This window comes from Streptomyces sp. NPDC053367, assembly GCF_044545925.1.
Classification (GTDB): domain Bacteria; phylum Actinomycetota; class Actinomycetes; order Streptomycetales; family Streptomycetaceae; genus Streptomyces.
The window spans coordinates 25,877-38,775 of record NZ_JBITYN010000018.1 but is presented as its reverse complement, the minus strand read 5'-3'; the positions used below and the strand labels follow the sequence as shown (position 1 = coordinate 38,775).

General features: G+C 72.6%; 11 protein-coding genes. 4 read left to right on the top strand and 7 right to left on the bottom strand.

The window, feature by feature from the left end:
* Positions 1 to 361 precede the first annotated feature (361 nt).
* On the bottom strand, positions 362 to 1,207 hold the full coding sequence (locus ACIGXJ_RS36240) for an NAD(P)H-binding protein (RefSeq protein WP_399654929.1): 846 nt from the start codon (positions 1,205 to 1,207) through the stop codon (positions 362 to 364).
* A 138-nt stretch (positions 1,208 to 1,345) separates the two neighbouring features.
* On the opposite strand from ACIGXJ_RS36240, the gene ACIGXJ_RS36235 reads away from it, so the two are divergent.
* On the top strand, positions 1,346 to 1,732 hold the full coding sequence (locus ACIGXJ_RS36235) for a winged helix-turn-helix transcriptional regulator (protein WP_399654927.1): 387 nt from the start codon (positions 1,346 to 1,348) through the stop codon (positions 1,730 to 1,732).
* A 15-nt stretch (positions 1,733 to 1,747) separates the two neighbouring features.
* Here ACIGXJ_RS36235 and ACIGXJ_RS36230 read toward each other — a convergent pair whose 3' ends face one another.
* The 6 genes from ACIGXJ_RS36230 to rhaI all read right to left on the bottom strand — a co-directional run bounded on the left by ACIGXJ_RS36230 (position 1,748) and on the right by rhaI (position 9,505).
* The gene (locus ACIGXJ_RS36230) at positions 1,748 to 2,401 is read right to left on the bottom strand and encodes a lactate utilization protein C (RefSeq protein WP_399654925.1); all 654 of its coding nucleotides are present in this window, start codon (positions 2,399 to 2,401) and stop codon (positions 1,748 to 1,750) included.
* Complete coding sequence (locus ACIGXJ_RS36225) at positions 2,398 to 3,876, bottom strand: LutB/LldF family L-lactate oxidation iron-sulfur protein (protein WP_399654922.1); 1,479 nt, start codon at positions 3,874 to 3,876, stop codon at positions 2,398 to 2,400. The genes ACIGXJ_RS36230 and ACIGXJ_RS36225 overlap by 4 nt, the downstream gene beginning before the upstream one ends.
* Positions 3,873 to 4,628, bottom strand: coding sequence for a (Fe-S)-binding protein (locus tag ACIGXJ_RS36220; protein ID WP_399654919.1), 756 nt, complete (start codon positions 4,626 to 4,628; stop codon positions 3,873 to 3,875). The genes ACIGXJ_RS36225 and ACIGXJ_RS36220 overlap by 4 nt, the downstream gene beginning before the upstream one ends.
* Before the next feature lie 116 nt (positions 4,629 to 4,744).
* Positions 4,745 to 6,133 (bottom strand): rhamnulokinase family protein, encoded by a 1,389-nt coding sequence (locus ACIGXJ_RS36215; RefSeq protein ID WP_399654978.1) that lies wholly within the window; start codon positions 6,131 to 6,133, stop codon positions 4,745 to 4,747.
* 53 nt (positions 6,134 to 6,186) lie between these two features.
* A complete protein-coding gene (locus ACIGXJ_RS36210; RefSeq protein WP_399654916.1) occupies positions 6,187 to 8,226 on the bottom strand; it encodes a bifunctional aldolase/short-chain dehydrogenase in 2,040 nt (679 codons plus the stop codon).
* Positions 8,227 to 8,344: 118 nt separating this feature from the next.
* The gene (gene rhaI / locus ACIGXJ_RS36205; protein WP_399654975.1) at positions 8,345 to 9,505 is read right to left on the bottom strand and encodes an L-rhamnose isomerase; all 1,161 of its coding nucleotides are present in this window, start codon (positions 9,503 to 9,505) and stop codon (positions 8,345 to 8,347) included.
* Between the two features lie 379 nt (positions 9,506 to 9,884).
* Between rhaI and ACIGXJ_RS36200 the strand changes: the two genes are divergently transcribed.
* From ACIGXJ_RS36200 to ACIGXJ_RS36190, 3 genes are all read left to right on the top strand, one after another.
* On the top strand, positions 9,885 to 10,205 hold the full coding sequence (locus ACIGXJ_RS36200) for an L-rhamnose mutarotase (protein ID WP_399654913.1): 321 nt from the start codon (positions 9,885 to 9,887) through the stop codon (positions 10,203 to 10,205).
* A gap of 245 nt (positions 10,206 to 10,450) precedes the next feature.
* Positions 10,451 to 11,470: a LacI family DNA-binding transcriptional regulator gene (locus tag ACIGXJ_RS36195; protein WP_399654909.1), complete on the top strand. Its 1,020-nt coding sequence runs from the start codon at positions 10,451 to 10,453 to the stop codon at positions 11,468 to 11,470.
* Positions 11,471 to 11,592: 122 nt separating this feature from the next.
* On the top strand, positions 11,593 to 12,894 hold the full coding sequence (locus tag ACIGXJ_RS36190) for an alpha/beta fold hydrolase (RefSeq protein WP_399654906.1): 1,302 nt from the start codon (positions 11,593 to 11,595) through the stop codon (positions 12,892 to 12,894).
* Positions 12,895 to 12,899: the final 5 nt, after the last annotated feature.

The following is a 12,899-nucleotide window of genomic DNA, read 5'->3' as shown; positions in this document are numbered from 1 at the left end:
CTCATGGCGGGGGAGGGGCTGGGGGTGCGCGGGCGGCAGTGCTCCGGAGGCCGGGGGGAACGCTCGGGACGGCTGACCGAACGCCGGCGGCCCGCCTCCGGAAGTCGACGGCCACCCCTAGGGGACGTCTCGTCGATCAAGCCGGGCTCCCGGCGCCCGGCACCGCGCCTCGCCGCGTCGTCGTCAGTCGCCGACTCCCCCACTCCCGGCTTCGCTCGGGCGGGGGGACCCCCGTCGCGTCGACTCCTTCCTCCGCCTTGCGATGCACGGCACCGGACGCCGCTCGCTGATCCGGCCTGATCGACGAGACACCCCCCAGGCAGGACACCGGCGCGCCCCGCGGGCCGACGACGGCCGCGGATCAGCGGAACGCCTCCACATTGCGCAGCGCCCACTCCGCGTACGCCCGAGGCGCCCGCCCGAGGACCCTCTCCACGTCGGGGCTGATGCGCCGCTCCGCCTCGGTCGGTGCGCCGAGGATCGACAGGGTGGTGTCGACGACGGGCTCGGGCATGAACGCGGTCATCATCGCCCGAGCCGCCTCGCGGGAGAGCTCGACGAATCCCACCGGCTCGCCGAGCGCGTCCCCCAGCGCGGCCGCCTGCTGCCGGGGCGTGATGAGCGCAGGGCCGGTCAACTCATAGACGGCGCCCGCGTGTCCGCCCGAGCGGAGCGCCACCGCCGCGACCGCCGCGATGTCGTCCGGGTCCACCACCGGCAGCCCTACGTCCCCGAAGGGCGCGGCCACCGTCCGTGAGGTGCGCACCGGCTCGGCCCACGCGTAGGTGTTGGAGGCGAACCCGCCGGGCCGCAGGACGGTCCACTCCAGGCCGGACGCCCGTACGGCCTCCTCGACGGCGTGTGCGACCTGCCCGTGCGAGGCGGAGTCGGGGCGGGTCACCACGCCCTGCGACGACAGCAGCACCACCTTCTTCACCCCGCCCGCCGCGGCCGCCTCCAGTACCTCCGCCGTGGGCATGAGATGGGCGGTCGGCCCGCCGTTCTGCAGGAACAGTGCCGACGCGCCGTCGAACACCGGCCGCAGACTCGCCGCGTCCGTGAGATCCGCACGCCGGGCGAGGACGCCCTCCGGCACGTCCGCCACGGAGATCCCGCGCGAGGTCGCGGTCACCCGCTCACCGGCCGCCACCAGCTTCCGTACCAGCGACCGCCCCACGTTGCCGGTCGCACCCGTCACCACGATCATGTCCAACTCCCCTGTACCCAGCAGTGATCGATGGGCGGCCACCGGGGCGGGAACCGCTCCCCGTGGCGCCGGGGACGACGCTAACAGCGCCGATATAGTAGGTACCTAGAGGAAAGTGACTACCTCGGAGGGATGCGCATGGCCGCCGACCCGATGCCGATCGCGCCCGTCGGCGCCGACCCCCAGCTCGCCTGTCCGATCGCGCCGGTCGTGGACATCGTCTTCAGCCGCTGGACCACCCCGATCCTGTGGGCGCTGCACACCTACGGCCGCCAGCGGTTCGTCGAACTGGAGCGCCGCATCACCCGGATCACCCCGAAGGTCCTCACCCAGCGGCTGCGCCAACTCGAACGCGACGGACTGGTGGTGCGCACCTACCACCCCGAGGTCCCGCCGCGCGTCGAGTACGAGATCAGCGACCTCGGCCGCAGCCTCGCCCCGCTCTTCGCCCACCTCGCCGACTGGTCCGCCGAGAACCTGCCGGAGGTGGAACGGGCCCGCGAGGCGTACGACGCCGGCAGTTAGGGCCTGTCGTCCGGATCACGCCGGCGTCGACAGGCCCCCGTCCTCGACCAGCACCACTTCGAGTGTGCGCGGGCCGTGCACGCCCTCCACCCGGTCCAGTTCGATGTCGCTGGTCGCGGACGGCCCCGAGATCCAGGTCGACGGCCTTGCCGGATCGAGCCGTTCGAGGGCCTGCGGCACCGATCCGACGACCTGCTCGGGGACACGTACGACACAGATGTGATGGTCGGGGACCAGCGTGATCCGGCGCCGGCCCTGGTCGGGAGAGCCGTCCAGGACGATCGTGCCGGTCTCGGCGATCGCGACGGCGCAGCCGGTGACCACGCTGTCGACGCGGTCGAGTTCCTGCGGGGTGCTCTGCGCGCGGTCGGCGATCCGCTCGACGTCGGTCGCCGCCAGCCAGCCCGCGTCGAGACCGGGCGGCACCAGCACCGAGCCGGCCCCCCGCTCCGCGAGCAACCGGCCGATGAGCGAGGGAAGTCCGGCGGACGTGCAGCGGTGCACCACCGCACGGTAGTCCGCCAGGTTCTCCGCCAGCAGCTCCACCGTCTCCGCCACGCTCCGGTCACCGTGCTCCCGGAGATACCCCCGCTCGACCGGCGCGTCCTCGCCCGCCACATCGGCGAGCGCGCGCCGCACCCGGCCCAGGATCCGTTCCCTGCTGCTCACTCGGCCTCGTCCTTCCCGCCGTTCGTCCGCTGCCACCAGTCCCGGAACGGCTCCGCGGGTACGGCGGGCAGCTCACGGGACGCGCTCCACGCCCGCCCCGGCCCGGGCAGTGACCGCGGATGCAGCCGCCGGGTGGCCGAGGCCAGCCGCTGTCCGGCCCGCAGGGCGCCCGGCCGGGCCAGCGCCCAGCGGGCCGCCCGCATCGCGGCGCGCTCGGCGGCATGACCCTTGGCCGGCCTGAGCAGGACCCGGTTGCCCGCCCGGGTCACCGGACCGCCCTCGGCCACCCGCTCCCGCAGGTGCACCAGCACTTCGGGGATGTCGATGGCGACGGGGCAGACGTCGTAGCAGGCCCCGCACAGTGAGGAGGCGTAGGGCAGGGAGGCGTCGACGGCGCTTGCCGTGCCGCGGAGCTGGGGGCTGAGGATCGCGCCGATCGGGCCGGGGTAGACCGAGCCGTACGCATGCCCGCCGGCCCGTTCGTAGACCGGGCAGACGTTGAGGCAGGCGGAGCAGCGGATGCAGCGCAGGGCCTGACGGCCGACCTCGTCGGCGAGGGTGTCGGTGCGGCCGTTGTCGAGCAGGACGAGGTGGAAGACGCGCGGCCCGTCACCGTCGCTCGTACCGGTCCAGGTGCTCGTGTACGGGTTCATGCGCTCGGCCGTGGAGGAGCGGGGCAGGGTCTGCAGGAACACCTCCAGGTCCTGCCAGGTGGGGACGACCTTCTCGATGCCGACGACGGAGATCAGGGTGTCGGGCAGGGTGAGACACATCCGCCCGTTGCCCTCGGACTCGACGACGACGAGTGTGCCCGTGTCGGCGACCATGAAGTTGGCGCCGGAGACACCGACTTTGGCGCGCAGGAACTTCTCGCGCAGGTGCAGACGTGCCGCCTCGGCCAGTTCGGCCGGTGTGTCGGTGAGGCCCTCGGGGGCCGGGCGGCCCCACCGGCCCATCTCACGGACGAAGATGTCGCGGATCTCGGTGCGGTTGCGGTGGATGGCGGGGACGAGGATGTGCGAGGGCCGGTCCTCGCCCAGCTGCACGATGAGTTCGGCGAGATCGGTCTCGTAGGCGCGGATGCCGGCGGCTTCCAGCGCCTCGTTGAGCCCGATCTCCTGGGTGGCCATCGACTTGACCTTGACGACTTCCGACTCGCCGGTGGCCGCGACGAGTTCGACGACGATCCGGTTGGCCTCGTCGGCGTCGGCGGCCCAGTGCACGACGCCGCCCGCGGCGGTCACCGACTCCTCCAACTGCACGAGGTAGCGGTCGAGACGGCGGAGCGTGTGGTCCTTGATGCGCTTCCCGGCCTCCCGCAGCTCGGCCCAGTCGGACACCTCCGCCACCGCCCTGGCCCGCTTGGCCCGGATGGTGCGGGTGGCGTGCCGCAGGTTCCCGCGCAGCGTCTCGTCGCCGACCGCCTCCCGCGCGGCCGCCGGGAAGGCCGGCATCCCCAGATACGTCCCGCTCATGCCGCCGGCTCCTCCTCCGTGCTCGCCAGGATCTCCGCGAGGTGCACCGGCCGCATCCCGGTGCGCAGCCGGGCCATCGTGCCGCCGATGTGCATCAGACAGGAGTTGTCGGCCGCGCACAGCACCTCGGCGCCGGTCGACTCGGCGTTGCGCACCTTGTCCGTGCCCATCGCCGCCGACACGTCGGCGTTCTTCAGCGCGAACGTGCCGCCGAACCCGCAGCACTCCTCCGCGCCCGGCAGCTGCACCAGCTGAAGCCCCTTCACCGCCTCCAGCAGCCGCCGCGGCCGGTCCCCGAGACCCAGGCCGCGCAGGCCGTGACAGGTCGGGTGGTAGGTGACCCGGTGCGGGTAGTACGCGCCGACGTCCGTCACACCCAGCACGTCCACCAGGAACTCCGTCAGCTCGTACGTCTTCGGCACCACGGGCGCCAGCGTGGCCGCGAGCGCCTCCCCGCGGCCCTCGGCCCGTGCACGCTCGCCCATGCGCGGATACAGCTCCCGCACCATCGCCCCACACGACCCGGACGGCGTCACGATCGCCTCGTAGCCGCCGAAGACCTCCGCGAAGTGCCGGGCCAGCGGCTCGGCCTCGTGCCGGTAGCCGGTGTTGTAGTGCGCCTGCCCGCAGCAGGTCTGCCCCATCGGGAAGTCGACCTCCACACCCAGCCGGGTCAGCAGCTTCACCACAGCGCGGCCGGTGTCGGGATACAGCGTGTCGTTGACACAGGTCAGGAACAGGGCGACACGCATCGCGGCTCCTCGTGATCGGTCGTCGGACGGTTGCAGGTTAATGCGGCGGCCTGCCCCGGCCCACCGGCGGCACGAGCCCCGTGCGTTCGCGGACCGGTGGGGTCGCCCAGGCGTGGTCACCCCGCGGCGAGCCGCGCCTCCGCCTCGCGCCAGCGCGCCGTGCCGCCCTGGGGCTCGTACCGCGTGAGCGACTGCGTTCGGATGAGCAGCCGCCGCATGTCGGCGAGGTCGCCGACGAGCCCGTGCGCACGCGCCTGCACGAGTACGTTGCCCAGCGCGGCGCCCTCGGTCGGCCCGGCCACCACCGGCAGACCGCAGGCGTCGGCGGTGAGCTGGCACAGCAGGGCGTTGCGGGTGCCGCCGCCCACGACGTGGACGACGTCGACCGGGTGCCCGGCGAGCCGCTGGGCGTCCTTGACGGCCCGCCGGTGCGCCAGTGCGAGCGAGTCGAGGACGCAGCGCGTGACCTGCGCCGGAGTCTGCGGCACCGGCTGCCCCGACGCCCGGCAGGCCTCCGCGATCCGCTGCGGCATCCGCCCCGGCGCGAGGAACGCGGCGTCCCCGGCGTCCACGACAGACCGCAGTGCCGGCACTCCCGCGGCCTCCCGCAGCAGCCGCCCCAAGTCGTTCTGCCCCCAAGCGCGTTGGCACTCCTGGAGCAGCCACAGCCCCATGATGTTGCGCAGATAGCGGACGGTGCCGTCGAGGCCGAGCTCGTTGCTGAAGTTGGCCGCCCGGCTCTCCTCGGTCAGCACCGGAGCCTCCAGCTCCAGACCGGCCAGCGACCAGGTGCCGGTGCAGATGTAGGCGAACCGCTCGCCCGAGGCGGGCACCGCGGCCACCGCGGACGCCGTGTCGTGCGAGCCGACCGCCGTCACCGGCAAGGGACCGGCCAGCCCCGTCTCCTCCAGCACCTCCGCCCGCAACTCGCCCGCCCTGTCGCCCGGTTGCCGCAGCGGAGCGAACAGCCCGAGGTCGATCCCCAGCCGCCCGGCCACGTCATGGGCCCAGTCGCGGGTGCGCGGGTCGATCAGCTGGGTGGTGGAGGCATTGGTCAGCTCGGTGCCCTGCTCGCCGGTGAGCCAGTAGGCGATCAGGTCGGGCACCAGCAACAGGCGCCCGGCGAGGCTCAGTTGGCCGGTCCCCTGGGCGGCGGTGAGCTGGTACAGGGTGTTGAACGGCGCGTACTGGATCCCGGTGGCCGCGTACAGCTCGTCCGCCGGAACGGTCGCCCACACCTTCTCCGCGACCCCTTCCGTGCGGGAGTCGCGGTAGTGCACCGGGTTGCCGAGCAGGGCCCCGTCGGCGTCCAGCAGGCCGTAGTCGACGGCCCAGCCGTCGATGCCGACGGAATCCACCCGACCCGCTGCCCGCAGCCCGTCGAGCACTCCCGTGTACAGGCCGAGGACGTCCCAGCGCAGTCCCTCCGGCACCCGTACCGGCCGGTTCACGAACCGGTGCGCCTCGGTCAGCTCCAGCGAGTCGGGACCGACGCGGCCGACCATGACGCGCCCGCTGGACGCGCCCAGGTCGACCGCGGCGTACGCCTTCACGCGCGTCACCGCAGGAAGGCGGCGGCGACGCCGGCGTCGACCGGGATGTGCAGGCCGGTGGTGTGGGTCAGTTCCCCGCCGGTCAGGGCGAAGACGGCGTTCGCGACATGCTCGGGCAGCACCTCCCGCTTGAGGATGGTGCGCCGGGCGTAGAACTCGCCGAGCTTCTCCTCCTCGATGCCGTAGGTGGCGGCGCGCTGGGCGCCCCAGCCGCCGGCGAAGATCCCGGAGCCGCGTACGACTCCGTCGGGGTTGACGCCGTTGACGCGGACGCCGTGCTCACCCAACTCGGCGGCCAGCAGCCGCACCTGGTGGGCCTGGTCGGCCTTGGTGGCGGAGTAGGCGATGTTGTGGGGTCCGGCGAAGACGGCGTTCTTGGAGGCGATGTAGACGATGTCGCCGCCCAGCCCTTGCGCGATCATCACCCGGGCGGCCTCCCGGGAGACCAGGAAGGAACCGCGGGCCATGATGTCGTGCTGGAGGTCCCAGTCCCTGGCGGACGTCTCCAGCAGGGGCTTGGAGATGGAGATGCCGGCGTTGTTGACGACGAGGTCGACGCCGCCGAAGGCGAGCACGGCCGCCTTGAAGGCGGCGGCGATCTGCTCCTCGGACGTCACGTCGACGGTCACCGCGACGGCCCGGTCCGGCCCGCCCAGTTCCTCGGCGACCGCGGCGGCTTTGCCGCCGTCGAGGTCGGCGACGACGACACAGGCGCCCTCGGCGGCCAGCCGGTGCGCGACGGCCCTGCCGATCCCGCTGCCCGCCCCGGTCACCAGGGCGACCCGGGTGGCCAGTGCCTTCGGCTGCGGCATCCGCCGGAGCTTGGCCTCCTCCAGCGCCCAGTACTCGATGCGGAACTTCTCCGATTCCTCGATCGGCGCGTACGACGACACGGCCTCGGCCCCGCGCATGACGTTGACGGCGTTGACGTAGAACTCGCCGGCCACGCGGGCGGTCTGCTTGTCCTTGCCGAAGGAGAACATGCCGACGCCGGGGACCAGCACGATCGCCGGGTCGGCGCCGCGCATGGCGGGGGAGTCCGGCCGGGCGTGGCGCCGGTAGTAGGCGGCGTATTCCTCGCGGTACTCGGTGTGCAGTTCCTTCAGCCGCGAGACGGCCCGCTCCAGGGGCGCGTCCGGCGGCAGGTCGAGGACGAGCGGGCGCACCTTCGTGCGCAGGAAGTGGTCGGGGCAGGAGGTGCCGAGCGCGGCGAGGCGCGGGTGCTCGGCCCGGGAGAGGAAGTCGAGGACGGCCTCGGAGTCATGGAAGTGCCCCACCTGCGGGCGGTCCTGGGAGGCGATCGCCCGGATGTGCGGCGCGAGCGCGGCCGCCCGTTCCCGTCGCTCGGCCTCGGCGAGCGCCTCGTAGCCGTCGATCACGGGCCCGAACGGGTCGGCCCTGCCCTTCTCGGCGAGGAACCGCTCGGCCGTGCGGATGATGTGCAGGGAGTTGCGCTCGCACTCCTCGGCGGTGGCGCCCCAGGCGGTGATGCCGTGGCCGCCCAGAATGCAGCCGATCGCCCGCGGGTTGGCGGCCTTGACCGCGGCGATGTCCAGCCCCAGCTGGAATCCGGGCCGCCGCCACGGCACCCACACGACCTGGTCGCCGAAGCACTCGGCGGTGAGCTTCTCGCCGTCCGCCGCGCACGCGAGGGCGATGCCGGAGTCGGGGTGCAGATGGTCGACGTGGGGGGCGTCGACCAGTCCGTGCATGGCCGTGTCGATGGAGGGTGCGGCGCCGCCCCTGCCGTGCAGGCAGTAGTCGAACGCGGCGACCATCTCGTCCTCGCGCTCGACAACGGGGTAGACGTCGACGAGCGCCCGCAGCCGGTCCAGCCGCAGCACCGCGAGGCCGGACCCGGTGAGCGTGCCCAGGTCGCCTCCCGAGCCCTTGACCCACATCAGTTCCACGTCCCCGCCGGTCACGGGGTCGGTGGCGGTGCCCTTGGCGGAGGTGTTCCCGCCGGCGTAGTTGGTGTTACGGGGATCGGATCCGAGCCGATGCGAACGATCGAGCAGAGCGGCAGCTTCAGGGTGAAGCGTCATCGAATGTTCCTCACATGGGAAAAGGGACACGGACAGCCACGCCCTTCAGGGGCGCGCGGAACTGCGCGACGAGTCACGGACCGCCCGCGGTCCGAGGACGGCAGGAGGGGGCAGAGGTTCACGCCCCCCAACCGGCCTGCGACCCTCCCACCCGCTCGGCAACGATCTTCGAGGCCCACCCGGACCGGGCGTACGCGTCCAGGGGAGAGGGGTCCAGCCCCGACTCCTCCCGCACCTCCCGCAGCAGAGGCCGCACATCCGTGGCGTAGGCGTCCATGAGGACGGCGTTCGCCGCGAGCACATCACCGGAAGCCTGAGCCGCGGCCAGAGCCGATCGATCGACCAGCAGCGCCTTCGCCGTGGCCTCCTGGACATTCATCACCGAGCGGATGATCGCCGGGATCTTCGCCTCGATGTTGTGGCACTGATCGAGCATGAACGCGACCTCGGAGGTGAACCCCCCGCCCCGGACGACCTCGTACATGATCCGGAACAGCTGGAACGGATCGGCCGCGCCCACCATCAGGTCGTCGTCCGCGTAGAAACGGGAGTTGAAGTCGAAGCCGCCGAGCTTCCCCTCGCGCAACAGCGTGGCGACGATGAACTCGATGTTGGTGCCGGGCGCGTGGTGGCCGGTGTCGACGACGACCTGCGCCTTCGGCCCGAGCTTGAGGCAGTGCGCGTACGCCGTCCCCCAGTCGGGGACATCGGTCGTATAGAAGGCCGGCTCGAAGAACTTGTACTCCAGCAGCATCCGCTGCCCGTCCCCGAGCCGTTCGTACACCTCGGCGAGCCCCTCCGCGAGCCGGTCCTGGCGGGCGCGGATGTCGTCCTGGCCGGGATAGTTCGTGCCGTCGGCGAACCACAGCTTCAGATCTCTGGAACCGGTGGCGTCCATGATGTCGACGCACTCCAGCAGATGGTCGACCGCCTTGCGCCGCACCGCCGCGTCGGGATGGCAGATGCTGCCGAGCCGGTAGTCGTCGTCCTGGAACGTGTTGGAGTTGATCGCCCCGAGCCGCACCCCGCGGTCCTCGGCGTGCTCGGCCAGCGCCGCGTAGTCGTCGACCTCGTCCCAGGGGATGTGCAGGGCGACGGTCGGCGCCACGCCGGTGAACGCGTGGACCTGGGCGGCGTCGTCGAGCTTCTCGAACGGCGTACGCGGCACACCCGGCTGCGCGAACACCTTGAAACGGGTCCCCGAGTTCCCGTACGCCCACGACGGCGTCTCGACGGCCTGGGTCTTCAGCGCGGCCTTCACCGCGGCGAGGTCGGTCACTTCGGGCTCCTGCATCAGTCGGAAGACTCCTCGATGAAACGATTCAGAACGCGAAGCTATGGGCCCCCGAAGGGCGTGTCAACCCCTCTGTCCAGGCCCGTTCAACCGAGGCGGACCGGCCCTTCACCTTTCGAAAACTTTCGAGACGGACCCCATTGACGCCGTATGGCCGACGTGCCTAACGTCCCGGCCATCGGTTGAAACCTTTCACGGCGAAGGGTAGGGACGCTCGGCCTCGGTCGCCGAGGAGCCCCATGACCCAGGGGCAACGGCATATGGCCATCGGCAAGGACGGCGGGCTCGGCCTCGGCAGGCCCGCCGTCTTCGGCGCGAAGAGCATCGACCAGTTCAACTTCTCGCAGGGGGGCGGTACTTCACCATGCAGCGTGTCTGTTTCCTGCTCAAGGTCCGTGCGGACCGGCTCGACGAGTACCGCGAGCGCCACGCCGCGGTGTGGCCCGAGATGCTGGAGGCGCTGTCCGCCACCGGCTGGCGCAACTACTCCCTCTTCCTGCGCGACGACGGCCTCCTGGTCGGCTACCTGGAGACGGAGGACTTCCGGGCGGCCCTGGCCGGGATGGAGGCCACCGAGGTCAACGCCCGTTGGCAGCAGGAGATGGCGCCGTTCTTCGAGGCCCTCGACGGCGCACGCCCGGACGAGGCGATGAAGCCGCTGACGGAAGTCTTCCACCTCGCCTGAGCCGGAAGCCGGAAGCCGGAAGCCGGAAGCCGGAAGCCGGAAGCTGGAAGCCGGACCCGCCCTCCCGACCGTGCGGGACGACCCGGTGCCCGCCGGGCCCCTGAGGCGCAGCGCCCGGGGAACCACTCCGCGGGCCCCGCACGTCGTGGACTTCGCCCCGCCCGCCGGCCGGGGCCCGTCACTCCGGGACGGCGGTAGTGTGAAGGCCTTCCCGCCGCCCTCGTTCACCTGGAGGACTTCGCCCGATGGCCCAGTCGGTGGGTATCAAGGACGTCGCCCGAGCCGCCGGAGTCTCCGTCGGCACGGTGTCCAACGTCATCAACCGCCCGGACACCGTCGCCGCCGAGACCCGCGCACGGGTGCTCAGCGCGATCGACCGGCTCGGCTATGTGCGCAGCGAGTCCGCGCGGCAACTGCGGGCCGGCCGCAGCCGCATCATGGGGCTGCTCGTCCTCGACATGGGCAACCCCTTCTTCGTCGACGTGGCGCGCGGCGCCGAACGGGCCGCCCGCGAGGCCGGCCTCGGCGTGATGGTCTGCAACAGCGCCGAGAGCGTGAGCGAGGAGGCCGAGTACCTGTCCCTCTTCGCCGAGCAGCGCGTGCGGGGCGTCCTGCTCACCCCGGCGGACGCCACCGGCCGCAACATCGGCGCCTTCCGCCGGCACGGCATCCCGTTCGTGCTGGTGGACCGCGTGTCCGAGGGCACCAGCGAATGCTCGGTGTCAGTCGACGACGTGGCGGGAGGCGCGCTCGCGGTCCGCCACCTCATCGACGCCGGGCACCGCTCCCTCGCGTACGTCAGCGGCCCGCCCGGCTTCACCCAGGTCCGCGACCGCCGCATCGGCGCGCTGAACGCGCTCGCGGAGGCCGGGCTCGGCCCGGAACGCCTGCGTGAGATCCCCACCGAGCGCCTCGACGTCACCGCGGGCCGTGACGCCGGCGCCCGGCTGCTCGGCCTCGCCGACCGGCCCACCGCCGTCTTCTGCGCCAACGACCTGCTCGCCCTCGGGGTCCTCCAGGCGATGTACGCGGCCGGCGTCGACGTCCCCGGCGACCTCGCCATCGTCGGCTACGACGACATCGAGTTCGCCGCCGCGGCCGCCGTACCCCTCACCTCGGTCCGCCAGCCCGCCGTCACCATGGGCGCCCTCGCCGCGGAGCTCCTGCTGGAGGAGACCGAGGAGACCGGCAGCGCCCACGAGCACCGCCGGGTCGTCCTGCAGCCGGAGCTGGTGGTCCGCCGCTCCAGCCTCTCGGCCCGCTGAGCGGCGGTCCGGCGACCGTTCACGATCCCCGGGTGCGGCACCGGGCTGTCCGTGTGCTGGACTGGGGGTGACCTGCACGAGGAGCCTGCGATCCGGGCTCTCCGACCGCACCGGGAGCACCCTTGACCCTCAGCTACCGCCAGCCCGGCGTCGTCCTCACCGACCGCCGCTTCACCGTGCCGCTCGACCACGACGACCCCGCGGGCGAGACCATCGAGCTGTACGCCCGTGAGGTGGTCGCGAGCGACAAGGCGCACCAGGGCCTGCCGTGGCTGGTCTACCTCCAGGGCGGCCCCGGCTTCGGCGCCAACCGGTTCATCGGCAGGCCGGCCTGGCTCGGCCGCGCCCTGAAGGAGTTCCGGGTCCTGCTGCTGGACCAGCGCGGCACCGGCCACTCCACGCCCGCCAACCGCCAGACGCTCCCGCTGCGCGGTGGCCCCGCCGAGCAGGCCGACTACCTCACCCACTTCCGCGCCGACTCCATCGTCCGCGACTGCGAGGCCATCCGCCCCCAGGTCACCGGCGGCGCCAAGTGGACCGTCCTCGGGCAGAGCTTCGGCGGCTTCTGCACGGTCAACTACCTCTCCACCGCACCCGAGGGCCTGACCGCCGCCCTGATCACCGGCGGCCTGCCCTCCCTGCACGCCCACGCCGACGACGTCTACCGCGCCGCCTACCCGCGCGTCGAGCGCAAGGTCGCCGGCCACTACGCCCGCTACCCGCAGGACGTGGAGCGGGCGCGCGCCATCGCCGACCACCTCCTCCACCACGAGGTGACCCTCCCGGGCGGCTACCACCTCACCGTCGAGGCCTTCCAGTCCCTCGGCATCCTCCTCGGCGGCAGCGAGGGCAGCCACCGCCTGCACTTCCTGCTGGAGCACGCCTTCGTCCCCACCCCGCAGGGCCCGGCCCTCTCCGACGCCTTCCAGGAAGAGGTCCAGGGCCTCCTCTCCTACGCCGGCCACCCGCTGTACGCCCTCGTCCACGAGGCCATCTACGCCCAGGACGCCCGCCCCACCGCCTGGTCCGCCGAACGCGTCCGCGCCGAGTTCCCCCGGTTCGACGCCGCCAAGACCCTCACGGGTGACGGCCCCCTGCTGTTCACCGGCGAGACCATCCACCCCTGGATGTTCGACTGCGACCCGTCGCTGCGCCCCCTGCGCGAGACCGCGGACCTCCTCGCCGCGCGCACGGACTGGACACCGCTGTACGACGCCTCCCGCCTGGCGGCGAACGAGGTCCCGGTCGCGGCCGCGGTCTACCACGACGACATGTACGTCGACACGGCCCACTCCCTGGAGACGGCGAGGGCGATCCGGGGCCTGCGCACCTGGGTCACGGACGAGTTCGAGCACGACGGAGTGAGGGCGGGCGGCCCGAGGGTACTGGACCGGCTCCTGGCTCTCGTCCGGGACGAGGTGTAGAGCCC